28 protein-coding genes are annotated in these 22,712 nt (G+C 63.0%); 1 reads left to right on the top strand and 27 read right to left on the bottom strand.

Annotated features, from left to right (window positions below; all coding sequences use genetic code 11):
- Nucleotide 1: 1 nt before the first annotated feature.
- From flgK to flgB, 10 genes are all read right to left on the bottom strand, one after another.
- Nucleotides 2-1,372: a flagellar hook-associated protein FlgK gene (gene flgK / locus CNX70_RS13015; protein ID WP_096235024.1), complete on the bottom strand. Its 1,371-nt coding sequence runs from the start codon at nucleotides 1,370-1,372 to the stop codon at nucleotides 2-4.
- Between the two features lie 81 nt (nucleotides 1,373-1,453).
- On the bottom strand, nucleotides 1,454-1,846 hold the full coding sequence (locus tag CNX70_RS13020) for a rod-binding protein (protein WP_096235025.1): 393 nt from the start codon (nucleotides 1,844-1,846) through the stop codon (nucleotides 1,454-1,456).
- Nucleotides 1,846-2,958 (bottom strand): flagellar basal body P-ring protein FlgI, encoded by a 1,113-nt coding sequence (locus CNX70_RS13025; protein ID WP_096235026.1) that lies wholly within the window; start codon nucleotides 2,956-2,958, stop codon nucleotides 1,846-1,848. The genes CNX70_RS13020 and CNX70_RS13025 overlap by 1 nt, the downstream gene beginning before the upstream one ends.
- A 9-nt stretch (nucleotides 2,959-2,967) precedes the next feature.
- Nucleotides 2,968-3,642 (bottom strand): flagellar basal body L-ring protein FlgH, encoded by a 675-nt coding sequence (flgH, locus tag CNX70_RS13030; protein WP_244199138.1) that lies wholly within the window; start codon nucleotides 3,640-3,642, stop codon nucleotides 2,968-2,970.
- Nucleotides 3,642-4,430 (bottom strand): flagellar basal-body rod protein FlgG, encoded by a 789-nt coding sequence (gene flgG / locus CNX70_RS13035; protein ID WP_167389655.1) that lies wholly within the window; start codon nucleotides 4,428-4,430, stop codon nucleotides 3,642-3,644. Before flgG ends, flgH begins: the two co-directional genes overlap by 1 nt.
- Nucleotides 4,431-4,462: 32 nt before the next feature.
- The gene (locus CNX70_RS13040; RefSeq protein WP_096235027.1) at nucleotides 4,463-5,191 is read right to left on the bottom strand and encodes a flagellar basal body rod protein FlgF; all 729 of its coding nucleotides are present in this window, start codon (nucleotides 5,189-5,191) and stop codon (nucleotides 4,463-4,465) included.
- Between the two features lie 26 nt (nucleotides 5,192-5,217).
- The gene (locus CNX70_RS13045) at nucleotides 5,218-6,396 is read right to left on the bottom strand and encodes a flagellar hook protein FlgE (RefSeq protein WP_096235028.1); all 1,179 of its coding nucleotides are present in this window, start codon (nucleotides 6,394-6,396) and stop codon (nucleotides 5,218-5,220) included.
- Between the two features lie 58 nt (nucleotides 6,397-6,454).
- Complete coding sequence (locus CNX70_RS13050) at nucleotides 6,455-7,108, bottom strand: flagellar hook capping FlgD N-terminal domain-containing protein (protein ID WP_096235029.1); 654 nt, start codon at nucleotides 7,106-7,108, stop codon at nucleotides 6,455-6,457.
- A gap of 3 nt (nucleotides 7,109-7,111) precedes the next feature.
- Nucleotides 7,112-7,528: a flagellar basal body rod protein FlgC gene (flgC, locus tag CNX70_RS13055; protein ID WP_071077840.1), complete on the bottom strand. Its 417-nt coding sequence runs from the start codon at nucleotides 7,526-7,528 to the stop codon at nucleotides 7,112-7,114.
- Nucleotides 7,529-7,536: 8 nt separating this feature from the next.
- Nucleotides 7,537-7,899 (bottom strand): flagellar basal body rod protein FlgB, encoded by a 363-nt coding sequence (flgB, locus tag CNX70_RS13060; RefSeq protein WP_034758109.1) that lies wholly within the window; start codon nucleotides 7,897-7,899, stop codon nucleotides 7,537-7,539.
- A 305-nt stretch (nucleotides 7,900-8,204) separates the two neighbouring features.
- Here flgB and flgA point away from each other — a divergent pair, with 305 nt between their 5' ends.
- Nucleotides 8,205-8,801 carry a flagellar basal body P-ring formation chaperone FlgA gene (flgA, locus tag CNX70_RS13065; RefSeq protein WP_244199139.1) on the top strand — a complete coding sequence of 199 codons (597 nt, stop codon included), beginning with the start codon at nucleotides 8,205-8,207 and terminating at the stop codon, nucleotides 8,799-8,801.
- A 6-nt stretch (nucleotides 8,802-8,807) separates the two neighbouring features.
- Here the strand turns inward: flgA and CNX70_RS13070 are convergent, their stop codons facing one another.
- The 17 genes from CNX70_RS13070 to fliE all read right to left on the bottom strand — a co-directional run bounded on the left by CNX70_RS13070 (nucleotide 8,808) and on the right by fliE (nucleotide 22,527).
- Nucleotides 8,808-9,560 carry a glycoside hydrolase family 73 protein gene (locus tag CNX70_RS13070; RefSeq protein ID WP_096235031.1) on the bottom strand — a complete coding sequence of 251 codons (753 nt, stop codon included), beginning with the start codon at nucleotides 9,558-9,560 and terminating at the stop codon, nucleotides 8,808-8,810.
- A complete protein-coding gene (gene flgN, locus CNX70_RS13075; RefSeq protein ID WP_096235032.1) occupies nucleotides 9,547-9,987 on the bottom strand; it encodes a flagellar export chaperone FlgN in 441 nt (146 codons plus the stop codon). The genes CNX70_RS13070 and flgN overlap by 14 nt, the downstream gene beginning before the upstream one ends.
- A complete protein-coding gene (gene flgM / locus CNX70_RS13080) occupies nucleotides 9,984-10,274 on the bottom strand; it encodes a flagellar biosynthesis anti-sigma factor FlgM (RefSeq protein ID WP_071077837.1) in 291 nt (96 codons plus the stop codon). Before flgM ends, flgN begins: the two co-directional genes overlap by 4 nt.
- Before the next feature lie 16 nt (nucleotides 10,275-10,290).
- Complete coding sequence (locus CNX70_RS13085) at nucleotides 10,291-11,295, bottom strand: flagellar motor protein MotB (protein ID WP_242428449.1); 1,005 nt, start codon at nucleotides 11,293-11,295, stop codon at nucleotides 10,291-10,293.
- Nucleotides 11,279-12,193 (bottom strand): flagellar motor stator protein MotA, encoded by a 915-nt coding sequence (motA, locus tag CNX70_RS13090; protein ID WP_096235033.1) that lies wholly within the window; start codon nucleotides 12,191-12,193, stop codon nucleotides 11,279-11,281. Before motA ends, CNX70_RS13085 begins: the two co-directional genes overlap by 17 nt.
- A 69-nt stretch (nucleotides 12,194-12,262) precedes the next feature.
- Entirely contained in the window at nucleotides 12,263-13,006 is a 744-nt protein-coding gene (locus tag CNX70_RS13095) for a FliA/WhiG family RNA polymerase sigma factor (protein WP_096235034.1), read from the bottom strand.
- Between the two features lie 33 nt (nucleotides 13,007-13,039).
- Nucleotides 13,040-13,516 carry a flagellar basal body-associated FliL family protein gene (locus tag CNX70_RS13100; protein ID WP_096235035.1) on the bottom strand — a complete coding sequence of 159 codons (477 nt, stop codon included), beginning with the start codon at nucleotides 13,514-13,516 and terminating at the stop codon, nucleotides 13,040-13,042.
- On the bottom strand, nucleotides 13,516-14,679 hold the full coding sequence (locus tag CNX70_RS13105) for a flagellar hook-length control protein FliK (RefSeq protein ID WP_096235036.1): 1,164 nt from the start codon (nucleotides 14,677-14,679) through the stop codon (nucleotides 13,516-13,518). The genes CNX70_RS13100 and CNX70_RS13105 overlap by 1 nt, the downstream gene beginning before the upstream one ends.
- Nucleotides 14,676-14,984, bottom strand: coding sequence for a hypothetical protein (locus tag CNX70_RS13110; RefSeq protein ID WP_096235037.1), 309 nt, complete (start codon nucleotides 14,982-14,984; stop codon nucleotides 14,676-14,678). The genes CNX70_RS13105 and CNX70_RS13110 overlap by 4 nt, the downstream gene beginning before the upstream one ends.
- Nucleotides 14,977-15,363 carry a flagellar export chaperone FliS gene (fliS, locus tag CNX70_RS13115; protein ID WP_425269241.1) on the bottom strand — a complete coding sequence of 129 codons (387 nt, stop codon included), beginning with the start codon at nucleotides 15,361-15,363 and terminating at the stop codon, nucleotides 14,977-14,979. The genes CNX70_RS13110 and fliS overlap by 8 nt, the downstream gene beginning before the upstream one ends.
- Nucleotides 15,364-15,435: 72 nt before the next feature.
- Nucleotides 15,436-16,851, bottom strand: a complete 1,416-nt coding sequence (fliD, locus tag CNX70_RS13120) for a flagellar filament capping protein FliD (RefSeq protein ID WP_096235039.1) — start codon at nucleotides 16,849-16,851, stop codon at nucleotides 15,436-15,438.
- Between the two features lie 86 nt (nucleotides 16,852-16,937).
- Nucleotides 16,938-17,375, bottom strand: coding sequence for a flagellar export protein FliJ (gene fliJ / locus CNX70_RS13125; protein ID WP_096235040.1), 438 nt, complete (start codon nucleotides 17,373-17,375; stop codon nucleotides 16,938-16,940).
- 8 nt (nucleotides 17,376-17,383) lie between these two features.
- The gene (gene fliI / locus CNX70_RS13130; protein ID WP_096235041.1) at nucleotides 17,384-18,694 is read right to left on the bottom strand and encodes a flagellar protein export ATPase FliI; all 1,311 of its coding nucleotides are present in this window, start codon (nucleotides 18,692-18,694) and stop codon (nucleotides 17,384-17,386) included.
- Complete coding sequence (gene fliH, locus CNX70_RS13135; RefSeq protein WP_034787861.1) at nucleotides 18,691-19,380, bottom strand: flagellar assembly protein FliH; 690 nt, start codon at nucleotides 19,378-19,380, stop codon at nucleotides 18,691-18,693. Before fliH ends, fliI begins: the two co-directional genes overlap by 4 nt.
- Nucleotides 19,377-20,417 (bottom strand): flagellar motor switch protein FliG, encoded by a 1,041-nt coding sequence (locus CNX70_RS13140; RefSeq protein WP_096235042.1) that lies wholly within the window; start codon nucleotides 20,415-20,417, stop codon nucleotides 19,377-19,379. Before CNX70_RS13140 ends, fliH begins: the two co-directional genes overlap by 4 nt.
- Complete coding sequence (gene fliF, locus CNX70_RS13145; protein WP_096235043.1) at nucleotides 20,395-22,128, bottom strand: flagellar basal-body MS-ring/collar protein FliF; 1,734 nt, start codon at nucleotides 22,126-22,128, stop codon at nucleotides 20,395-20,397. Before fliF ends, CNX70_RS13140 begins: the two co-directional genes overlap by 23 nt.
- Before the next feature lie 60 nt (nucleotides 22,129-22,188).
- On the bottom strand, nucleotides 22,189-22,527 hold the full coding sequence (gene fliE / locus CNX70_RS13150; protein ID WP_096235044.1) for a flagellar hook-basal body complex protein FliE: 339 nt from the start codon (nucleotides 22,525-22,527) through the stop codon (nucleotides 22,189-22,191).
- Nucleotides 22,528-22,712 lie beyond the last annotated feature (185 nt).

The raw sequence follows: 22,712 nt of genomic DNA on the forward strand, positions 1-22,712 counted from the left end.
CTTAACCCATCATTTGCAAAGTGGCATCAAACAAGGTATTCGCCACGGAAATGACTTTCATGTTTGCCTGGTACATATTCTGGAATTCGACCAGGTTCATCGCTTCTTCGTCCTTGTTCACGCCGCTGGTGGATTTCCAGTCGTCGACGGCTTGCGCACGCACGGTGTTGGAAGTCTTCAGCAGGGCCTGGTTCTGCTGGCTGTAGATGCCCAGTTTGCCGACCAGCTGCGTGTCCGCATCGCTCATCAGGACATCACCCACCCAGCTGACGCTGATCGGCTGATTCTTGATGTCGATCAATTTCTGCAAGTTACCGCTGTCGCCAGCGGCGCCCGTCAGCGACAGGGCCAGGTCCTTCGCGTTGAAGCCGGGAGTAATGCCCAGCTTGCCATTTGCGTAGACCAGCAGGGGGGTGCCGTTATTGCCAGGAGGCGGGGCCATGGTCGTGCCCAGGGCCAGCTGCGTGTTGACCTTGCTGGTTAACTGGGTGGCCATGTCTTGCAGCGACTGCTGCAGCGGTTTCAGGGTATTTTGTTCGAAGTCGCCCAGGCCACCCATCTGGCCGCCGATGGCGACCGGATCGAGGGTGTACGACGATTTGGCGAAATCGAGGGTCAGGGTTTGGTCGCCCGTGTTCGTCATGTTGCTGCTGAGGGTAGCGGCCAGGCTGCCGATGACCAGCGGCTGGCCCGATTTCAGTGCGATATTGCGCGAGCCGTCCGGCTGGTCAAGCACGTCGATGCCCATTTGCGCGGCCAGGCCATCGATCAGCTGGTCGCGCGCATCCATCAGCGACGACACATTCGTGCCCGAGGCCGCGGAGGTGCTGATGCGCTGGTTCAGCACGGCGATGTTGGCCAGGGCGGTATTGGCTTGCGGCACGATCGCCGACCGTTGCTGCTGCACCGACAGCAGCTGGTTGCCCATGACGGTGCTGATGCTGTTGAAGCGTTGCGCCATGGCGTCGGCCGAGGTGACGATCTGCTGGCGCAGCGGCGTCGACGTCGGGTCGACGGCGGCCGCGTTCAGGGACTTGAAGAAACCGTCGATGCCGTTGCTGATGCTGGAGGCGTCGTCACCCATCACGCGCTCGAGCTGCGTCAGGTAAGGCTGGGTCTGCGCACGGGCGCCCTGGTCGGACGCGGCGCGCCACATTTGCTGGCTTTTATACGCATCGGCAAAGCGCAGCAGGGCCGACACTTCCACGCCATTGCCGGCCGAGCGCACGCCTGCGCCGGCGCCAAGCGAGGACAACAGCACGCCCTGGCGGGTATAGCCCGCAGTTTGCAGGTTGGCGATGTTCTGGCTGGCCGCATTCAGTGCGGCCTGGGCGGCGATGCTGCCTGACAATGCATTGCTGATGATGCTCATTGGGCAATTTTCTTTCGTGAAGAGTGTGGCGCGTGCGGGTGGGCAGGCAGTGAATCGTTGTTACCTGGTACAGGCGACGTTTCAGGCAGGTTTATTAAGCGGCGCCGCAATATTGTCGGTCTGAACAGTACTTTTGGCCGAAACGGGCGCGCTGGCCGCCGGCAGCAGCTGGCGCAGGATGGCGTCGGCGATGCCGAAGGCGCGCTGGCCGGCCATCTTGTCGGCCACCAGGTTGTCGGCCATTTCCAGCATGTCGCTGTTGATGGGGTCCTTGAAGACACTGTCTTCACCCGCCATCTCGCGCGTGCCCGAACGCATCTGGCGCAGCATGTGCGAGATGAAGAAGGCTTCGAACTTGACGGCCGCCTCGGTGGCCTTGGCCGCATAGCGGGGATCGGCCGGCGTGGCCGCGGCGGGGGTCTTGTCATCGAGCGCCGAGGGCAGGGCGCTGCTGCTGTCGTTGATATTAAGCATCAGATTACCACCAGTTCGCCTTCGATGGCTCCCGCCTGGTCGAGGGCTTGCAAAATTGCCATGATGTCATCGGGCGAAGCACCCAGGCTGTTGACCACGTCGATGATGGACTGCAGCTTGGCGCCGGCCGGCCATTTGAACATATTGCCATTGCCCTGGTCGACGGATACTTTTGATTGCGGCGTGACGGTGGTCTGGCCGCGGCCGAACGGCGCCGGCTGGCTGACCGCCGAGCTTTCGGAAATGACCACCTTGAGCGAGCCGTGCGTGACGGCGGCCGCCTTCACGCGCAAGCCTTCGGCGATGACCACGGTGCCGGTGCGCGAATTGAAGACCACTTTCGGCGTGTCGACGCCCACATCGACGGTCAGCGCTTCCAGCTTGGCCATGAAAGCCACGCGCTGGGTCGGGTTTTCCGGCGCCAGCACGTCCACGCTGGTGGCGTCGCGCGTGGTGGCGACGGCGCCGAAGCGGCGGTTCACGGCTTCGACGATATTGATGGCGGTCTCGAAATGCGGGTGGCGCAAGTTCAGGGTGACGGAAGGCTTGGTGGAAAAGTCGCTGAGAATCTCGCGCTCGATGTTGGCGCCGTTGGGAATGCGGCCCGAGGTGGGCGTGTTGACGGTGACGGACGAGCCGCTCTTGCCGGTGGCGTTCAAGCCGCCGACGACCACGTTGCCTTGCGCCAGCGCATACGTTTCATTATCGGCCGCGCGCAGTTGCGTCAGCAGCAAGGTGCCGCCGCGCAAGCTTTTCGCATCGCCCAGGGACGAGACGGTGACGTCGATGGCCTGGCCACGGCGGTATCCTGGTGGAAATACGGCGCTGACCATGACGGTGGCGACGTTCTTGCTTTTCGCTTCGGCGCCGTCCGGCATCTTCACGCCGAACTGCTTGAGCATGTTGACCACGGACTGGCTGGAAAACTTCACCTGGGTGGTGTCGCCGCTGCCGTTCAGGCCGACGACGAGGCCGTAGCCGATCAGCGGGTTGTCGCGCACGCCCTCGATGCTGACCAGGTTGCGCAGCACTTGCGCAGCGCTGGCGGGCAGGGCAAGGCCGGAGAGCACGGCCAGCATGGCTGCCAGGGGCAGGGCGGAACGAAATTTCATGAGGTCACCTTAAAACGGCATCCATGGGCCGACGAAGAAACGCGTCAGCCAGCCCGGTGTATTGGCTTCGGCCAGGGTGCCCTGGCCGGAATAGGCGATCTGTGCATTGGCGATGCGCAAGGAAGATACCTGGTTGTTGGAATCGATGTCGGCCGCGCGCAGATAGCCGCGCAGGCGCACGAATTCCTCGCCCTGGTTCAGGGTCAGCGTTTTCTCGCCCTGCACGCGCAGCAGGCCGTTCGGCAGCACTTCCTGCACGATCACGGTGATGGCGCCGGACAAGGCATTTTGCTGCGTGCTGGTCGAGTCGCCGGCGAAGTTGCGGTCGGCCGACAGGTCGATGCCCGTCTTGGGGAAGGTCTTGCCGAGGATGTTGGCCGCATTCACGCCGACGGACGAGCCCTTGTTGAACGAGGTGCCCGCCTTCTTGCTGGCCTGCGTGGTCTCCTGCAGGGCTACCGTGACGACGTCGCCCACGCGGAAGGCGCGGCTGTCCGAGATCAGGTCCAGGCCCGCATCGGGATTGAACACGCCGCCGCCCACGCCGCCGCGCGCCGCGCTGCGCGGCGCCACGGGCAACGGCGTGTCGGAAAAGCTGGGCGCCACCGGTGCGGCCGGCTGGCTGGCGCAACCGGCCATCAACACCAGCAGCAGGGCCGCCGTGGCTTTCATGGCGACTGTCATCAGCGTGCCGCTTGCGCCAGGTATTGCAGCATATTGTCGGCGGCCGACAGCACCTTGGTGTTCATTTCATAGGTGCGCTGGGCCGCGATCATGTCGACCATCTCTTCGACCACCTGCACGTTCGAGCCTTCCAGCGCGAACTGCTTCAGCTTGCCCAGTGCGCCTTCGCCGGGACGGCCTTCCGTCGGCGTGCCGCTCGATGCCGTTTCCTGGAACAGGTTTTCACCGAGTGCCAGCAAGCCCGTCGGGTTGATGAAGCTGGACAGGTTCAGCTGGCCCAGCTGGGTGCCGTTGACATTGCCCGGCACGGTGGCCGTGACCATGCCGTTTTCGCCGATGGTGATCGCCGTGGCATTGTTCGGTACGGTGATCTGCGGCACCAGCGGCAAGCCCTGGGCGTTGACCATCACGCCGTTTTCATTGATGCCCAGCTGGCCGGCGCGCGTGTAGGCCGCTTCGCCGTTCGGGCGCAGTACTTGCAAAAAGCCGTTGCCGGTGATGGCGACGTCAAATTCGCGGCTGGTCGTTTGCAGGCTGCCGGTGGTAAACACCTTTTGCGTGCCCACCATGTGGGTACCGTTACCCAGCTGTACGCCCGATGGCGAAAGGGTATTGTCGGCGCGCTGCGTGCCCGGCTGCTGCTCGACCTGGTAAAACAGGTCTTCGAAGACGACGCGGTCGCGCTTGAAACCGACGGTGTTGACGTTGGCCAGGTTATTTGCGATGGCTTGCAGTTTGGCATCTTGTGCCTGCACGCCGGTCTTGCTGATCCACATTGCTGGATTCATGTGTTGCTCCTAGTAATAGATTGGCGTTGGGCTTAGGCGCCCAGCAGGCGGTTGCCCGATTCCGTCATGGAATCGCTGGCCTTGAATACTTTCATTTGCATCTCGAAACTGCGGTTCAGGCTCATGGTGGCGACCATTTCCTCGACCGCCGAGACGTTGCTGCCTTCCAGGTGGCGGTCGCGCAGGCGCACCGTGGGATCAGCCTGCAAGTCTTCGCCGCTGCGCGCCACGATCAGGCCCGCCTCGTTCTTGGTCAGCTCGCCGCCTTCGGCGTTGACCAGCTTGAGCTTGTCGACGGTCTGCATCTGCGCGGTGCCTGGCACCTGGATGGAAATCGTGCCATCGGCGCCGATCGACAGGCTGGTGTGCTCGGGAATCGTGATGGGGCCGCCTTCGCCCAGCACGGGCCGGCCGTTGATGGTCAGCGCGCCCGTTTCATCGAGGTCCATGGCGCCGGCGCGCGTGTAGGCTTCGCCGTTTTGCCATTGCACCGCGAGAAAGCCGGGTCCCGTGACGGCAACGTCGAGCTCGCGTCCCGTTTCCTTGATGGCGCCCGTGCGCGTGCCGATGGCGCTCGACTGCGTCTGCGTCATGTGGCGGTCGTCGTAGCCATAGCCGTTTTGCAACGGCTGGGCAGTGGACACTTCCAGGTTGGCGCGGAAGCCGCCCGTTTCGATGTTGGCCAGGTTGTTGGCGTGTACCTGCTGTGCCCGCAGGGCACGGTCGGCCCCGCTCATGGCGGTATAAATCAGCGCATCCATTGCTCTTTACCTTTGCGTCTCGTGGATTACAGCGCTTGCATCAGCGATTGCAGCATGGCGTTCTCGGTCGAGATAACCTTCGAGTTCGCCTGGTAATTGCGCTGCGACGTCATCAGACCCACCAGTTCGGAGGTGATGTCGACGTTCGACTGTTCCAGCGAGCTCGTCACCAGTTTGCCGGCCATGCCGACGCCCGGACGGTCATACATGGCGGTGCCGGACGTGGTCGAGGCGACCCAGCTGGTATCGTTGACGGCCGTCAAGGCGCCTTCGTCGGGGAAGGTGGCCAGGGCGATCACGCCGATGCTTTGCTTCTGGCCGTTCGTGTATTTCGCCACGACGGAGCCGTCAGTGGCCAGTTCCACGCCCGTGTAGGTGCCCGAGGCATAGCCGTCGGCGCGGTCGGTCGAGGTCGTCGATTCGCCGGCGAACTGGGTGGTGCCCGTGTAGTCGATGGCGACCGACATCGGTGCTGCGCCAGGCGGCGTCGGCAGGACCGGCGTGGCAGACGTGCCCGTCACCAGCTTGCCGTTCGTGTCGAAGGTCATGTTCGTCACCGGCGTCACATCGACGTTATCGAAGGTGTAATGCACGTCCACGCCCGCCGCCGTCTTGACGAAGTACTGGCCCAGCGAGTGCTTGGCGCCCAGGGAATCGTAGAGGATCGAGGACTTGCCGCTGTTGTAGCTCAGTTCGTTGGTCTTGTCGAAGGTCACGGCCTTGATGGGCCATTCGGACGACATGTTGGCGGCATACGCCAGCTTGGTCGACGCCACGGCGGGAATCTGGCCGGTTGGAATCAGCATGTCGCCCATGGTGCCCAGCGCGGTGCTGCCCTTGACGGACGCATAGCCCTGTACCAGGCGGCCGTTCGCATCGATCAGCTTGCCTTCATTGCTGGCCGAAAAGATGCCGACGCGGCTGTAGCTCATGGTGTTTTGCGCGTCGCGCGAGACGAAGTAGCCGCGGCCGTCAATGGCGGCGTCGAGCGCGCGGCCGGTGTTCAGCACGCCGCCGTTGAGCGACATGCTTTGCGTCAGCGAACCGATTTCCGTACCCGTGGCGCGCGAACCGGCGTACATGGCCGAAAAGTTGGCGCGGCTGCTCTTGAAACCGTAGGTGCCGGCGTTGGCGATATTGTTACTGGTGCTGTTCAACTGTTGGTTGATGGACTGGATACCGGACAGGGCGATGTCGAAACTCATGTTGACTTCCTTTAGTGAAGGACGAGATTAGTGTTCAGGAAACGAAGGGGCGAGCGGATCAGACCGTCTTACCGTTGAAGCCGGTGATCGCGCCAGGGTTGACTTCGCCCAGGTTCGACACGCTCAGAATCATGCTGCCGCCGGACGACAGGCGCACGCTGTTGAGCTTGCCTGCGATGTCGACCGATGGCTTTTCGGTGCCGTTGGTGGTGACTGCCATGCTATACGTGCCAGCAGGCAAGCCCAGCGCAACGGGGTCGATGGTGAAGGGAACGGTACCGGCCGACTTGGCGCCCAGTTCGATCTTGTATTCCTTGTCGTCAAGGCCTTTCAGGGTCACGGTGGTCTTGGTGGTGCCGGCGGCCAGCGCAATGCTGCCGCTGACCTTGCTTTTGTCGAGCTGCACCGTTTCGCTGTTGACCATCACTTCGGAGCCCACTTGCGCACCCAAGGCCAGCACTTGCATCGATTGCAGCACGCTGGCATTGGCGCTGGTCAGCGCCGACAGGTTCTGCATCGCTTCCGTTTGCGCCTGCTGCGTCAATTGATTGACGAACTGGCTCGGATCGGTGGGCGCGAGGGGATCCTGGTTCTTGATCTGCGCGACCAGCAATTTGGTGAACATATCCTGGGTGGCACTGCCTTGCGACTTGACGGCATTGCTGCCGCTATTGTTGCTGCTGGTGTTGTTTGTAAAGAGATTGGTTTCCATGGATTATGCTTCACCTAATTTGAGGAGCGATTGCTGCATCGACTTGATGCGGCCCAGAACTTCGACATTGGTTTCAAACGCGCGCGAAGCCGACATCATGTCGGTCATCTCGGCAACCTGATTGACGTTGGGGTAGAACACCATGCCATCGGCATTGGCCATCGGGTGGCCCGGTTCATACACCTTGCGCAGCGGCTCATCGCTTTCCACCACGTCGAGCACTTGAACGCGTCCGCCTGCGCCGCTGGCACCGGAACCATCCATCACGGCCGCAAACACGGGCTTGCGTGCGCGGTAGGTTTCGCCTTCGGAACCGGCAACGGAATCGGCATTGGCCAGATTGCTGGCGATGGTATTGAGGCGCACGGTCTGCGCCGCCATCGCCGAACCGGCGATCTTGGAAATATCCTGGAAGCTCATGCTGATCCTTATTGTCCGGAAATGGCCTTGGACAGACCCTTCAGTTTCATGTTGACGAAAGTCAGGCTGGTCTGGAAGTCGGTGGCATTCTGCGAGAACGCCGCCTGCTCGACGCCGATTTCGACGGTATTGCCGTCGCGGCTGGGGTGGTAAGGCACGCGGTACAGGGCGCTGGCATCGTCATCGGTCGACAGCAGGCCCGCTTCGTTATCCTGCAACTGCTGCAGGGCGCTGCCGAAATCCATGTCCATGGCCTGGAAGCCGGGCGTATTTTCATTGGCGATATTGGCCGCCAGCACGCGGGTACGGTCGGCGCGTAGCGCGAGTGCATCGGCATGCACGCCCAGCGCATCCTTGAAATTAATCCCCATGGTCATCCTTTGTATTGAATTCGATCGTGCTTTTTGCGGTTCGGGCTAGAAAATAGGTGGTGCAGAGGTAAAATCCCAGCCTGGTCATGTTGACGCATGGTAAGGTCATGCCGCTTCAGTGTCTTTGATTAAGGTTAGCAATGATTCATTTCAACAACATTACGATGATCCGAAACAAGGTGCCACGTCCTCATATACTGCTTCCTGGCCTATTTTTACTGACCAGCCTATATAGTAGTGCAGGTCGCGCAGAATTGCCAGCCGACAATATATTTTCGCGTGTGGAACAGCTGGCGCGAGAGCAATTGGCGCAGCAGGCAGCCACGGCAGGATTGCTGGAACCGCAGTTCCAGGTGGCCGTGGTGAAAAGCACGCGCCCCGTGCCCGCTTGCGCGGCGCCTGTCACGCTGGAGACGGCGGACAGCCGTTCGGCGCAGCGCATGCGCTTTGTGGCAGTGTGTCCTGGAAGCAACGGTTGGCGTTATGAAATGTTGGCGCGCGGTAGCATCACTGCCCAGGTGGCCGTCACCAGCGCACCCGTCACGGCCAATACGCCGTTGCAGGCGGCCGACGTGACGCTGGCACGGCGCGATGTGACGATGGTGCCGGATAGTATTTCCTCCTTGCCCGGCGCCGTCGGCCTGTCGAGCCGGCGCAGCTTGCGTGCCGGTGAAGTGCTGCGCCAGGGGCAGCTGGCCGCACCCATGCTGATCAAGCGGGGCAGTGCGGTGAATATCGTGGCGCGCAAGGAGCAGGTGGAAGTGAGCATGGCCGGCGAAGCGCTGGACCCGGGCGCGCTGGGGGCGGTGATCCGCGTGCGCAACGCCACCAGCGGCACGGTGATACGTGCCAGGGTGGTCGATGCGGGCGTGGTGGAACCAGCCGATATTGCCGGCCGTTAAGGAAGGTCAGTCTGCGGCGGCCGTGCGCTGCAAGCGTGTCGCCAGCTGCGTCAGCTTGGTAGCGTAGTTGGGGTCGGTGGCATAGCCGCCGCGCGCCAGGCCTTGTGCAAAGGCGCCCGCGTCGGCGCCCGTGTTCAGGGCGGCGCGGTAGCGTGGATTGTCGAGCAACACTTGCGCATAGTCGCGGAAGGCGCTGGCCTGGTCCGGATAGCTGCGGAAACGCTCGGTTTTCTTCAGCGCCGCGCCGCTGCCGGCCTCGTACTCGGTGGTGACATTGCTGGCCACGTCGCCTTGCCATTTGCCGCCGGCCTTGATGCCGAACAAGTTATTCGTGTCCGTACCCGTGCCCTGGCGCAACGGACGCTGGCCCCAGCCCGATTCCAGCGCGGCGTGGGCGGCGACAATTTCCGGCGCCACGCCCAGGCGCGCGCCCGTTTCTTCCGTCCACGGCTTGATCGAGGCAAGAAATTGCTGCTGCACTTCACCGATCTCGCCGCCCTGGTTGATGCTGCCCAGCACATTCACGGGCTGGCTCTGCTCCAGGTAGGCGCGTCCTTGCGGGCTCAGGCTGGTGGCGTTGCCGCCGCCCTGTTCGATGAAACGGGCCACTTCGCCCTGCACCTGTCGGAACACGCTGCTGAAGTTGCCGCCGGCGCCGGTGGCGTCGGTGGCGCGCATATTGCTCTGCACGGCCGATGTGGCCGCCGTCGATGGCGTCGCCGCCATGGCGCGGGGTGTGGCGAAATCAGCCTGGCGCATACGTATCTTCCTCGCCATGCAGCACGCGCTGCATGATGCTGTACTGCTCTGTTAATAAATCGCTGTTGCGGGCATTCAGGCGCTTGCATTCCAGCACCATCTGCTCCAGCGCGACCCAGTCGCGTTCGGCGGTGGCGCGCGCGTCTTCTTGCAACAACGCAAACAATTGCGGCATATCGCCTTGCGGGCCCAGCAGGGCAGTGACCAGGCTGACGCGCTGGCGGCGGCGTGCATCGAGGGGCTCGACGGCGGCGATGACCTGGTCGGCCAGTGCCGTCAGCCGGGTGCTCTGGTGCTGCAAGATGGCCTGGAATTGCTCTTCCAGCAAAGTTTTCAAGGCGGCGTAGCCGACGCTGTCGTCCGTCATGCCTTGCAGCACGCGGCGCACGGCTTCCTGGCGCGTGATCCCCTTGCGCGCTGCGGTCACGATTCACCGCCGTGGAAACGCTGGATCAGGCCTGCCAGTTTTGCTGGATCGAATGGCAATTCGCCCTTGGCCAGCGCATCGCGCAGCATGGCCACGCGCTCATGGTCGATCTCGGGCATGGCGCGCAGGGCGGCCATGGCCGGTTGCAGCACCGCCGATTGCAGTTCCGCCCCGGCCGACGAGCCACCCATGGCGCCGGCGGCGCCCGCGTTCTCGGCGATCGCCTCGGCCGGTGCGATGGCGCTGCTGCGTACGGCAGCGCCGGTATTGCCGGAGGAGATTTTCATACGTTGTCCCTTGCCCTTAATTTGCATGCTCATCGCGCTCCTTCTTTGCGGGCAGGCCCAGTTTGTCGCGCAGGCGCTGCAAGGTTCCCGAGTCCGGTTCACCCACTTGCAGCTCTTCGCCTTGCGCCTTTTGCCCGGCCATGCCGAACATGGCGGCGATGCTGTCGGCCTGGCCACGCGTCAATATTAACAGTTCGATGCGCCGGTTGATGCCGGCGCTGGCATTTTTCACGTCCAGCGGCGCGCGGTCGGCCATGCCCACCACTTGCAGCACGCTGTCCGGACTCATGCTGCCGATCAACAATTGCGCGCGCGCCGACATGGCGCGGTTGGCCGACAGGGTCCAGTTCGAATAGCCTTCATAGCCGTTATTGGCGTATTGCAGCGAGTCGGTGTGGCCGACGATCAGCATCTGGTTGTCCATCTGCGCGAAGACGGGTCCCATCTGGCGCAGCAGCTTGCGGAAACGGTCGGTCGGCACGGCGCTGCCACGCACGAACATGCCTTGTTTGTCCGTATCGTGCAGCATGACGCGCAAGCCATACGGCGTAATCACCGATTGCAGATTGCTCTTCAATCCCGCTTCGTCGCTGAGCTTGTCGAGCGCGCGCGACAGCGACAGCAGGTCTTCCGGCGACTGGTAGCTGACCTTGGTCTGGTTTTGCGGCGCCGCGCCGGCCTTGCCGTCCTGCGTCTGCTTGCCTTCCGTGCGCGTGTCGCCCGAGCCTTTGCGGGGCATGGGGAAGCGCTCGATCAGGCTGCCGCGCGGACCGCCACTCTGTTCCGGCATGACGCCCTGGCCTTCACCCTGGCGGCTGCTGGCCGATGCGTCCATCATGATTTCCTTCATCGCCTGCTGCTCGCGTGCGGCCATCAGCCACAGCACGAGGAAGAGCGACAGCAGGGCCAGGCAAAAGTCGGCGAACGCTACTTTCCAGGCGCCGCCATGGGCATCGTCGTCATGCTTGCGACCGGCACGCTTGATGATGGCCTGTTCATGTTTCTCATGCGGCTTTAGCACGGCGGCCTCCCCGGCCTTGGCCCTGCTCTTGTTCGGCGCCGCCACCTTCGAGCGCATTGATCCAGCTTTCCAGCTGGGCGAAGCTCGGCTTGATGTTCAGTTGTACCAGGCGGCGGCCAGCATCGATGGCCAGCAGGGGCGGCTTGCCCGCCACGTGCGTGACCAGCACGACCTTCACGCATTCCATGGTCGAGCCTTCCTCGCCCACCAGCTGTTTCATCATGTTGCACATCGGATCGAGCACGCCGTAGCAAAAGAAGATGCCGATGAAGGTGCCGACCATGGCGGCGCCCACTTTTTCCGAAATTTCCGCTGCATCGGCGCCGTCGGCCACGGAATTCATGGCCATCACGATACCCAGAACGGCCGCCAGGATACCGAAACCGGGCATGGCTTCGGCGATCTTGTGCAGGGACTTCGACGGTTGCAGCAGCTCGTCGTGGATGGCTTCGAGTTCCTGTTCCAGCACGCCTTCGAGCTCATGCGCGTTGATCTTGCCCATCGCCATCAAACGGAAGTTGTCGACGATGAAGGCCAGCAGCTTCGGCTCTTCCAGCACCAGCGGATAGCGCTGGAACAGGGCGCTTTCACGCGGCGCCTCGACGTGCGCGTCGAGCGCCTTCAGGCCGCCGGCGGCCGTTTGCAGCAGTTCATACATCAGCAGCAGCAACTGGCGCTGGAATTCCGAACCTTGCTTTTTGTGCGTGACGATCTTGCGCATCTGGTGCAGCATTTCCCCGAGGACATGCTTCGGGTTGCCCAGCACCAGGGCGCCGACGGCGGCGCCGATGATGATGATCAACTCGACCGGTTGCCAGATCGCGTGGACGGTGCCGCCCATCAGGGCGAAGCCTCCGAATACACACCCCATCACGATTAAGATACCGATAATTACCATGTCAACTGCCTTTCTGCGTCATTGTGCTACATCAATTTGATGGGTCTTGCTGAAACTACTGCTTCACTTTTATGTGTCTTGCAGCATGGCTTTCATCTTGCCCAGTGCCGTCTTGTTCAGCTGGCAGACGCGGGCGTCGCTCAGGTCCAGCACGGCGGCAATTTCTTTATAGCTCAGTTCGAATTCGTAATACATCTGGATCACGCGCTGCTCGCGTTCGTCGAGTGCACGCAGCGCCTGTTCCAGGCTGCGCCGCACCATCAATTGCTCTTCCGGGCTCGGTGCGCTGTCGGCCTGCCCCAGGCTTTCCTGCAGCACTTCGTCGAAGCTGACGATCAGCTCGGCGTTTTCCGCCAGCTGGTATTCCTGGAAGGCTTCCGGCGTCAGCTTCAGGGCGGCCATGATTTCCGCTTCCAGCGGCTCGCGCCCCAGGCGCCGGGTCAGGGCGCGCACGCTGTCGCGCAAGCGATGGCTTTCCTGGCGCACGGCGCGCGGGCGCCAGTCCTGGCGCCGCAGCTCATCGAGGATGGCGCCACGGATGCGCAGGCTGGCATAGCTGCCGAAAGACTGGTCCGGCACGCCGTAGCGGCGCAGCGCCTCCAGCAAACCCATCAGGCCGATCTGTTCCATGTCGTCGCGGTCGATGGCGCCCGACACCTGCGAGTTGAGCTGGCGCACGATGCGTTTCACCAAAGGGGCGTACGCCACCAGATGTTGTTGCTCTTCAGTAACGCTGAGCACGGCCGCGCAAGCGCTGGCGGCGGCGTATTCGCCGGCGCCATACGCTTCCTGGTATTGCTCTGCATAGGCCACGGGGTCTCCCACTAGGTCGGCTGGCGTGTTGGCTTATTCAATGATCAACTTGCCGACCATGACTTCGGTGTAGGGTTTTTCCATCTGCTCGCGTTCATAGCTGACATTGAAGGCCTTGTTGATCTGTTCGGCAAATTGCTCCACCGTCATCGTCTGTGCCTTGTCCATCGGAAAGCTCGACAAGGTACTCACGGCGATCGAGCGCATCAGTGGCAAGTGATCCTTGGTCAGCTTTTCCTTTTCCTCGGTGGTGGCAATCACCAGGTCGGCCGACAGGTAATGCGTATCGCTGTCGCCGGGGCTGCGGCGCAGCATCACGATGACCTTGTCCAGGGTGATGAACTTGCGCGCCTTCTTGCCCGTGGCGGGCGGTGGCGGGGCTTTTGCGTCGGCAACCTCGGCATGGCCGGCGACCGGCTTGGCCAGGTACCACATGGCGCCGCCAGCCGCACCGGCGGCCAGCACGGCCACGGCGACAAAGCCACCGATCAGTTTCATTTTCATATTCATCAGGCGTTTTCTCGCTCGTGCATGGCGTAAGTGGTGCTGGAAGAAGTGCCGGACGGCGTGCCGTCGGACAGGGCGCGCCCCGGCTCGGCGTCGTCGTTCTGGCGGCCGGGCTGACGCTGGCCACGTGCATCGCCTTCGGCAAACGCCTGGGCGGCAGGGCTGCGCGGGGTGGCGCTGATATTCACGGCCACGTCGGTGTACTGGCGCTGTGCCAGGTCGCTGCGCATGTTTTCGCCGATGCCTTGCAACTGGCGCAACACTTCCGAGTTCGACGCCGTGACGTTCACTTGCAGCGCGCCGCCCGTGTGGCGGATGGAAATTTCAATGCGGCCCAGCATGGGCGGATCGAGGCGGATCGTCGCGTGTTCGCTGTTGCGGCCGATCTGTGTCTGCAGGCGTTCGCCCAGCGCTTCGCGCAACGGTTCCTGCCATTGCTGGGCAGGGCCGTTGAGTTTGATCGTCTCGGCGCCAGGTGCTGTAGCGACGCCATTATTCACGCCGGCGGCTGGGCCCGGGCTGACGGGCGTGGCCGCAACGAGGCCGCGCTCGCCATCTTGCTTTGTCGCGGCGGCAGGCGTGGCCATTGCCGGCACCGCATCGAAACTGGCGGCTGGCAGCGCGGTTTTGCTGCCGGCCGAAGAGGCTGGCGTTGGCTGGGCTGCCGCGACCGGCTCGCCCAGATCGCGTGCTGGCGCCATCCTGGCGGTCTGCACATTGAAAGCAAGGGCATCGGGATGCAGGCGGCTGTTCAGGTCCAGGGTCTGCTGTGCATTGCCTTGCTGCGTAGCCGCTACGCCATCGTTCGCCTTGGCTGCTGCAGCGGCAGCGTCGGCTTGAGGCGAGACGGGCAGCATGGGCGCCATCAGCGGCGGCGTCATGGCGGGCAGGCCCGCGTCCTGCGTTGTCGCAGCCTGAGTGATGTCGGCGGGCAAGTCGGTGCCGGTGGCGGGGGTGCCATCCTCCGTCAGGTCTGCGGCAAGGTCTTGTGCCAGGGCGGCATCGCTGGCGACCGTTCCCTGCGCTGGCGCGGGCAGTGAGAACAGCATGTTGCGCGGGGTGCCACTCTCGGGCGCGCCCTTGCTCACGGACGCATTAACGCCCGCATCGGCGTTCCTCGGTGGCGTGGTCGCACTGCTCGGTGTTGTGTTGATGCTCATTTTCATGCTGGATTCTCATCTTGATACATGGCATTTTCAATCGCATACGCGACCCAGCCTTCTTGTTTCGAATGGATTTCGCCCAACTGCATGCCCAGGCGATGTTTTTCGTCGGAACACGCCTGGTATGCCTGCGCATGCGCCTTGCGCAAAGCGAGCAGGGCGGCTTTTTCACGTTCGCTCAATATGCCCAGGCTGGCAAGGTGCTGCGCCAGCTTTCTGTCGAGTAACTCCAGCGCGTCCCAGTTCTGGCTGGCGGTGGCCGCCAGCACTTCGCGCGTCAGCTGGAGCGACAAGGGGCTGCTATCCATTCTTGGCCTGGACGCCGAGCCAGCCTTGTTTGATCGTCGTCAACAGCGTGCTCACCTCGTCGATCAGGGTCGGATCGAGCGTGATGCCGGCCGAATACAGGCGGCCGGTGCAGTACTCGTACAGACGGCCCAGATTGGCGACGACTTCGCCGCCGTTCTCGAAATCGAGCGAGCTCGACAGTCCATTGATGATTTCCGTACATTTGTTCAGGCTGATGGCCTTTTGTTCATAGCGCTTGCCGACGATATGTCCGCGCGCGCGCGCCAGTTCTTCCAGCAAGCCGTCGGTGAGCAGCAAGACCAGTTCGACCGGGGTGGCGCGCGACGTCTGCGCATCCAGGTTGACGGCGTGGTAATTACTGTATGCATCGTGATTCATTATTTTTTCTCACTGTAAAAGCTTGGTGCGGCTGGAAGGCCGGCGCCGCCGTCATGCAGACGGCGCCGGCCTCTATTTAGTCTTGTCGCTGCTGAACAGGGCATCGAACATATCGGTCGTTTGCGCCATGCGTGCCTGCAAGGCTTGCAGTTGTGTAAATTGCGCCTTGTAGCGGTTGTACATCGCCGTGTAGTCAGCCTCGAACTTGGTCTGGCGTTCACCCAGCGATTTTTGCAGCTTGGCCACCGATGTCTCGCGCTGTGACAGCTGGCCATTGGTCGAGGTCCAGGTTTCGATGAATTTATCGAGCTTGCCGGCGATGCCGCTGGGCGCGCTGGCGGAATTGTTGCCGATTGCCTTGTCCAGGCCGCCCGGATTCGTCTTCAGCGCTGCCGCCAGCTTGGTGGCATCGAGGGCCAGCGTGCCGTTGCGCTGAGCGGTGATGCCGAAATTGGCGAGGGCGCCCGTCGCCGTTTCGCGCAGGGTGCGCACCAGCTGGTCACGCAGCACGCGCACGCCGCTGTCGGTGGAAAATACGCCGGCAGCCTTGGCCGATGCGGGATCGCCCGGGTCGGTCAAGCCGTCCAGCACGGCCTTGAGTTTGTTGTAGGCAGTAACAAAGCTTTGCGCATTGGTCGTCGTGGCGGACGAATCGAGGGCCACGGTCAGGGTCATGGGCGCGTCGCCGCTGGCCTGTGCCTTGGTGAAGGTCATCTTCACGCCATCGATATTGCTGAAGGTATTTGACGATTGCTTGACGCGGTTGCTGGTGTCGAGCGGATCGGCTGGCTTGCCGCCGACCCAGATGACGGCATCCTGGGCAGCGACCAGTTGCTTGGGCGCGACATCGAGCGCATCTTTCAGCGCGCCCGGGTCCATCGCGCTCGTATCGAGCGACAGCGCGCCTTCCTCGCCGCTGACATTCGACGTCAGCACCAGTTGGGCGATACCGCCGATGGTGATGACGGACGCCGTCACGCGCGAGTTGTTTTTCGGTTCCGCATTGATGGCGGCGGCGATATCCTTGGCTGACAGGGTGGCGCTGTCGGCATCCGTATTGGCCTTGCTCAAGTCCACCGTGAAATCGGTATTGTTGGCCAGCTTGATTTTCAGCGTGCCTTTGTCGGCAGCCGGCATGGCCATGTTGCCCAGCCCGCCCAGCGAAACCTGGTTGTTTGTGGCAACCTTTTCCACGAATAGCGAATACGTGCCGGCGGCAGCCGATTCCGACGCCGTGGCGCTACCCAGCGCCGTATTGCTGAAGGTGGCACCTTGCACCAGCATGGACTTGCCACTCGTCAGGCTCAGCAAGCTGGAGCTGAAGGAGGTCAAGGCCATTTTCAGGTTCACCAAACCACCCGAAGTGGCCGTGGCGGCCTTGGTCTGGGCAGTGATGCGCGCCTGCAGATCGGCCGTGTATTTGTCGGTCAATGCCTGGGCCGACGCCGTCGGGTCGTAGGTATTCGAAGCGGAAGTGGAAAAGGCCATGTCAAACTCCTAAAATTAGCATGCAGGATATACCCAATGACAAGGCGACCAAATATTCACTTTTCTGAAATTATTTCTGTAAAACATCATTTTACCTGCCCGCGGAACCAGAACTGCGTCGCCAGCTCATCTTGTCGCTTGGCGTCAACGCGCTGTTGCTCGTTTGCAACATGTTTCTGCTTTTGCGTCAGCACCTGGTCGAGTACCTCGCGTTTGGCCCAGGCCGTATTCAGGGCGCGCTGCGAGACGGCCATGTTGGCTTCGTGCAGGTGCAAATCGGTACGGTGCTGGTCGGCCATCTGCATGACGGCCTGCTTGAAGTTGCCGCAATTGACGGACAGGGCCAGGGGCAGGGCGCCGCTGGGGCCGCTATCCGTGTACAGGCCCGTCAGGCGCTCCAGGTTTTTCTGGTAGCGTTCGCGCACGGCCGTCTGCGCCGCCATGTCACTTTGCAGGCGTTCCACTTCCGTGCTGCGCAGGCCGACCAGGGTGGTCAGGTTGCGGATGGTATGCGCGTCGCTCACATATGCTCCTAGGCCATGATCTGTTCAAGTTGGGTGATGCACGGCCCCATCGGCGCTTCTTCCTTGGTGCCCTGGCACAGGAAGGCTTCGATGGGGGCGTGCAGTTGTACCGCGCGGTCGGTGATCGGATCGGCGCCGGGCACATAGGCGCCCAGCGGGATCAGGTCGCGCACGCGCGCATGGCGCGCCATCGACGCTTTCAGCGCGCGCGCCGCCTGCATGTGCTCGGGCGTGATCACCTGCGCCATGCAGCGGCTGATCGAGGCGGCGATGTCGATGGCGGGGTAGTGGCCCCGCTCGGCCAGTTCGCGCGTGAGCACGATGTGGCCGTCGAGAATCGCGCGCGCCGTGTCGACCACCGGGTCTTGCTGGTCGTCGCCTTCGGCCAGCACCGTGTAGATGGCGCTCATGCTGCCGTCAGGGTGGGCGCCGTTGCCGGCGCTCTCCACCAGTTGCGGCAGGTTCGAAAAGACGGAGGGCGGATAGCCGCGCGTGGCGGGCGGCTCGCCCAGGGCCAGCGCCACTTCGCGCAAGGCCATGGCATAGCGCGTCAGCGAGTCGACCAGCAGCAGCACGTGCTTGCCCTGGTCGCGGTAATGCGCGGCAATCGAGTGGCACAGCTCGGTGGCCATGATGCGCATCAACGGCGATTCGTCGGCCGGCGCGATCACCAGCACGGCTTTCTTCAAGCCTTCGGCGCCCAGCGATTTTTCCACGAATTCGCGCACTTCGCGGCCCCGTTCGCCGATCAGGCCGACGACGACCACATCGGCCACCGTCTGGCGCGTGATCAGGCCCAGCAGCACGCTCTTGCCCACGCCGGAACCGGCCATCAGGCCCACGCGCTGTCCCTTGCCCAGGGTCAGCATGCTGTTAATCGCCCGCACGCCCACGTCCAGCGGTTCGATGACGGGCTGTTTCTTCAGGGGGTTGATTTTCGGCGGCGTCACTTCCAGTATGTGTTCGCCGCCGAGGCGGCCCAGGTCGTCGATCGGTTCGCCCAGGCCATTCACCATGCGGCCCAGCCACGAGGGGCCGATCTGCAGGCTGGCCTTGTCGGGCAGGGGCAGTACGCGCGCGCCCGTGGTCAGGCCGGTGGCTTTCTTGAAGGGCATCAGGTAGGAGAGTTTTTCGCGGAAACCGACGACTTGCGCATCGAGCCACTCGCCGCTTACAGTTTCAATTTGACAACGCTGCCCCGTGTGCAGGCGGCAACCGGCGCTTTCCAGCAGCAGGCCGGAGGCGCCGACCAGGCGGCCGGTGGGTGTCGCAACCGGGATATCGCCGATCTCGAAGCTGCGCAGCGTGTCGGCGATCATGCAGGCGCGCCCTGGTCTGCATGTTCGGCGGCCAGCGCCAGATGGCTGCTGACCTGTTCCATGCAGGCCGACAGGCGCTGATGACAGCCCGCGTCGACTTCATTGTCGCCCGCCTTGATGCGGCATTCGCCCGCGTCGAGGCGCGCGTCGGCGATCAGGTTCCAGCGCTTGGCGCGCTTCGGATCGAGTTCGCTGATGCGTTTGAGTTCTTCCGGATTGAGGAAGACGTCGATTTCTTCGCGCGTGGGCGGCATCGAGGCCAGGGTCTCGTCGACCAGTGCCAGCAATTGCACCGGCTGCAGCGCCAGTTCGGCGCGGATCACCTGGCGCGCCACCTTGGCCACCAGGTCGACCACTTCCTTGCGCTGTGCTTCGCGGTAATCGGCGCGTACTTTTTTCAGGTCGCGCAAGATGGCGTCGACGGGACGCGCCAGGCGGTCCAGCGCCACCAGGGTTTCATTGCGGCCTTCTTCGCGGCCCTGCGCCATGCCATCGTTGCGTCCGGTGTCGTAGCCGTCCTGCTGGCCTTGCACCAGGCCCACTTCGTAGCCATCGCGCTGGCCCTGCTCGAAACCTTCCGAGACGGACGCCTGCCACTGGCCATCCGTATCCTCGTTGGAGGCACGCTGGCCGGCGGCGATGAATTGCGACAGGGGCGGGAAACGATACGAGCGGAAGTGTTTCATTCGATCACCGCTTCGGCAAACAGCTGCACTTCGATCTCGCCCGCATCGGCGAGGCCCTTGACGGTGGCCATGATTTCCTGGCGCGTCTGTTCGATACGGGACAGTGGCACGGGGCCGGAACGGCGCATCATGTCTTCGAAGCTCTGTGCCTGGCGGCGCGGCATGGTTTTCAGCACGGCGTCGCGGATCGATGGTTCCGCGCCCTTCAGGGCGATGGCCCATTGTTCCATCGGCACGTCTTCCAGGATGCGCGTGAGCGTGACATCGCTCTGCGTGGCCAGGATCAGGAAGTCGTACATGCTCAGTTCGATTTCCGACACCACGTCCGGATCGTGCGCGCGCAGCAGTTCGACCAGCGCGGCGCGGTTGCCCGGCATGCGGTTGAGGATTTCGGCGGCCTGGCGGATGCCTTCCACGCTGGTGCTTTGCGTGTCGAGCGTGCCCAGGCAACGGCCCACCAGTTCATCGAGCTCGACCAGCAGGTCGCGGTCAATCTCGTCCAGGCGCGCCAGGTTCAGCAAGACCAGGTCGCGGCCTTCGACGGGCAGGGCGTCGAGGATCTGGCCCGCCAGCGCGGGCGGCAAAAAGGCCAGGAACACGGCTTGCATCTGCACGTGCTCGTTGACGATGTATTCGGCCAGCCATTTCGGCGAGGCCCACTGCAGGCGTGCCATTTTCGGACGGATGGCGTCGCCATAAATGTTGTTCAGCACGCTATTTGCGATATCGCTGCCCAGCGCCATGTCCAGCGAGCGCTTCAGGTAGCTGCGCGAGGCGCCGTGCACGCCGCTTTGCTGGCGGTAGTCGTCGAAGAAGGTCTGCATGGCCGTTTTCACGGATTCGACCTTGATGCCGCTCATGCGCGACATCACTTGCGTGACTTCCAGCAATTCTTCGCGCGACAGGCAGCGCAGTACGTTGGCTGCCTGTTCTTCGCCTATGCTCAGCAGTACGATGGCGGCCTGCTCCACGGGATTCAGGCTGACGCTTTCGTACTCGGCGCCGTCGGAGGGATTACTGTTGTTGAGTTCGGCCATTTTTCTGCATCCATTGTTTGACGACTTCGGCGACACGCTCGGGTTCTTTTTCAGCCAGCACTTTCAGGTGATCGACCATCACGTCGACCGCCGAGCCTGGTGGCGGTAAATTATAGTTTTCCAGCAGCGGCACGACCGGCATGCTGCCAGTGCCGGTCGCTTCACCTTCGAGCGCCAGCGGGCTGCCATTCACGCCTAGGGCAGGCGCGCCGTCGGCGGCCGCGCCATTCGCGCTGGCGGCGCTGCTGCCGCCCAGTGCAAGGGCAGGATCGAGCTGTTTCAGTGCCGGCGGCGCCAGGCGCGTGGTCAGCAAACGCATCAGCGGACGCAGGATCAGGAAGTAGCCGAGCACGGCGCCCAGGGCGTACAGCAGCCAACTGCTGAAATCGACGACGGTATCGCGCTCTTCCCACCATTGCGCCACGGGCGGCTTGGCAGGGAAGGCCAGTGCAGTCAGGCTCAGGCTGTCGCCGCGCTGGGCGTTGATGCCCAGGCCGCTGTTGAGCATTTTTTCAATATTGCCCAGTTCGGCAGGGGTCCAGCCGGTTTTCGGATTCGGCGCGGCGGCGCTGTTGAGCACGACGGCAACGCTGAGTTTTTCCAGGCGGCCACGGCTGCGCTTGATCTGCGTGATGCTGCGGTCATACGCGTACTGGCGCGTGGTGGCGTTCTTGCGCGCAGTGCCGTCGTCGGCCGCTCTCGGTGCGCCATTGGCCGGTGCGGCACCTGCGGCGTCGGCCGGTGCCGGCACGGCCGCCGCCGGTGGGCGGTTCGACAGACTGCCGGGGATGCCGGCCACGGTGCGGTTGCGTTCCTGCTCTTCGCGCATCGCTTCGCTCGTCACTTTGGGGGCTTCGCCGTATTTTTCCAGCGTTTCGTCGACACGGTCGTTGTTCACGGCGGCCGTCACGCTGAGCTTGAAGTTGTCTTCGCCGATGACGGGGCCAAGCAGGCCTGTGACGTTGCGGCGGATTTCATCTTGAAAACGTTTCGCGCCTTCATTGCCAGCGGCCGAGGCGTCGAAGCCGTCCGTCAGGTCGATGTGCGAGGACAGCAGGTTGCCGCCCTGGTCGACCAGGCTCACGCGCGTAGGCGCCAGGCTGGCGACGCTGCCGGCCACCATGTTGATGACGGCGGCGATCTGTTCCGGCGCCAGGGTGCGGCCCGGTTTCAGTGCCACCACCACGGAGGCGGACGATTTGTCGCCGTCGCTGGCGACAAACGAGGTCGACTTGGCAATCGACAGATGGACGCGTGCCGAAGCGATCGCATCCATCGTCATGATACTTTGCGCCAACTCGCCTTCCAGGCCGCGGCGGAAGCGCACGTCCTGCACGAATTGCGATACGCCCAGCGGGTCATTCTTGTCCATCAGTTCCAGGCCGGCCGGCAGCTGCGCCGTCACGCCCTTCGAGGCCAGCAGCATGCGCACCTTGCCCAGCATGGCGTCGGGCACCAGCACCTGGCCGCTGTCCGGATGCAAGCGGTAGGGGATGTGCTCGGCGTCCAGGGTGGCCATCATGTCCGTCACGGCCACTTTTTCGCGCGCGCCAAACACCGGCTTGTAGTTGGCCTGGTCGCGCCAGGCATACATGGTCAGCATGGCGGTGATGCCGATGGCCAGCACGACGATGGGAACCAGGTTTTTCAGCAGGGCGGGCGGGATGGCGGGCTGGGCACCAAGGCGCCAGCGCGCAAATGCGGACTTCATGGGGGTAATCACTTGGGGTAACTTTCGCTGGGAGGCTGGGCGTGGATCAGGGCGTGAAGATTACAGAGGCAGCTTGATAAGCTCATCGACGGCGCCCATGACCTTGTTGCGCACTTGCATCAACATGGAGAAGGACAGGCTGGCTTCCTGGCTGGCCAGCATGGCGCCGACCATATCATCACTCTTGCCACTGTCGACGTCGCTCATTTTCTGCGCTGCCATGCGGTCGTCGCCATTCACCTTGCCGATGGCGTCTTTCATGCTTTGCGCGAAGGAAAAGCCGGATTGTTCCGGCGCGCCGAACTGTGCGGCGGGCGCGATGCTGGCGCCCAGGGCGTGCGCGTCATTGCTCAGTGCTGCCAGATCGGCCTTGATCAGACCTGCGAGTTCGTTGCTCATCTTGCCCTCTACTTTCAATATACGGTGGCGTATCAATCAGAATTACTGGTGTTGCCAATCCGGCAGTAGTGCATGTAAGTGCCATCCAGCCCGGCCCGATCCGCAGGGCCCATCAGTTTTATCAGTTGCCACACCATCCGCTCAAGCAGACTCAAACAAACTCAGTAAACCCACGCCGATATGAT

It is taken from the genome of Janthinobacterium svalbardense, from assembly GCF_002327145.1.
Lineage (GTDB): Bacteria > Pseudomonadota > Gammaproteobacteria > Burkholderiales > Burkholderiaceae_D > Janthinobacterium > Janthinobacterium tructae.

Excerpts from the sequence above, each read along its gene's own strand:
- flgK (WP_096235024.1), bottom strand. The coding sequence starts at position 1,372 with ATGAGCATCATCAGCAATGCATTGTCAGGCAGCATCGCCGCCCAGGCC.
- CNX70_RS13020 (WP_096235025.1), bottom strand. The coding sequence starts at position 1,846 with ATGCTTAATATCAACGACAGCAGCAGCGCCCTGCCCTCGGCGCTCGAT.
- CNX70_RS13025 (WP_096235026.1), bottom strand. The coding sequence starts at position 2,958 with ATGAAATTTCGTTCCGCCCTGCCCCTGGCAGCCATGCTGGCCGTGCTC.
- flgH (WP_244199138.1), bottom strand. The coding sequence starts at position 3,642 with ATGACAGTCGCCATGAAAGCCACGGCGGCCCTGCTGCTGGTGTTGATG.
- flgG (WP_167389655.1), bottom strand. The coding sequence starts at position 4,430 with ATGAATCCAGCAATGTGGATCAGCAAGACCGGCGTGCAGGCACAAGAT.
- CNX70_RS13040 (WP_096235027.1), bottom strand. The coding sequence starts at position 5,191 with ATGGATGCGCTGATTTATACCGCCATGAGCGGGGCCGACCGTGCCCTG.
- CNX70_RS13045 (WP_096235028.1), bottom strand. The coding sequence starts at position 6,396 with ATGAGTTTCGACATCGCCCTGTCCGGTATCCAGTCCATCAACCAACAG.
- CNX70_RS13050 (WP_096235029.1), bottom strand. The coding sequence starts at position 7,108 with ATGGAAACCAATCTCTTTACAAACAACACCAGCAGCAACAATAGCGGC.
- flgC (WP_071077840.1), bottom strand. The coding sequence starts at position 7,528 with ATGAGCTTCCAGGATATTTCCAAGATCGCCGGTTCGGCGATGGCGGCG.
- flgB (WP_034758109.1), bottom strand. The coding sequence starts at position 7,899 with ATGGGGATTAATTTCAAGGATGCGCTGGGCGTGCATGCCGATGCACTC.
- CNX70_RS13070 (WP_096235031.1), bottom strand. The coding sequence starts at position 9,560 with ATGCGCCAGGCTGATTTCGCCACACCCCGCGCCATGGCGGCGACGCCA.
- flgM (WP_071077837.1), bottom strand. The coding sequence starts at position 10,274 with ATGAAAATCTCCTCCGGCAATACCGGCGCTGCCGTACGCAGCAGCGCC.
- motA (WP_096235033.1), bottom strand. The coding sequence starts at position 12,193 with ATGGTAATTATCGGTATCTTAATCGTGATGGGGTGTGTATTCGGAGGC.
- CNX70_RS13100 (WP_096235035.1), bottom strand. The coding sequence starts at position 13,516 with ATGAATATGAAAATGAAACTGATCGGTGGCTTTGTCGCCGTGGCCGTG.
- CNX70_RS13105 (WP_096235036.1), bottom strand. The coding sequence starts at position 14,679 with ATGAAAATGAGCATCAACACAACACCGAGCAGTGCGACCACGCCACCG.
- CNX70_RS13110 (WP_096235037.1), bottom strand. The coding sequence starts at position 14,984 with ATGGATAGCAGCCCCTTGTCGCTCCAGCTGACGCGCGAAGTGCTGGCG.
- fliS (WP_425269241.1), bottom strand. The coding sequence starts at position 15,363 with ATGAATCACGATGCATACAGTAATTACCACGCCGTCAACCTGGATGCG.
- fliD (WP_096235039.1), bottom strand. The coding sequence starts at position 16,851 with ATGGCCTTTTCCACTTCCGCTTCGAATACCTACGACCCGACGGCGTCG.
- fliI (WP_096235041.1), bottom strand. The coding sequence starts at position 18,694 with ATGATCGCCGACACGCTGCGCAGCTTCGAGATCGGCGATATCCCGGTT.
- fliH (WP_034787861.1), bottom strand. The coding sequence starts at position 19,380 with ATGAAACACTTCCGCTCGTATCGTTTCCCGCCCCTGTCGCAATTCATC.
- CNX70_RS13140 (WP_096235042.1), bottom strand. The coding sequence starts at position 20,417 with ATGGCCGAACTCAACAACAGTAATCCCTCCGACGGCGCCGAGTACGAA.
- fliF (WP_096235043.1), bottom strand. The coding sequence starts at position 22,128 with ATGAAGTCCGCATTTGCGCGCTGGCGCCTTGGTGCCCAGCCCGCCATC.
- fliE (WP_096235044.1), bottom strand. The coding sequence starts at position 22,527 with ATGAGCAACGAACTCGCAGGTCTGATCAAGGCCGATCTGGCAGCACTG.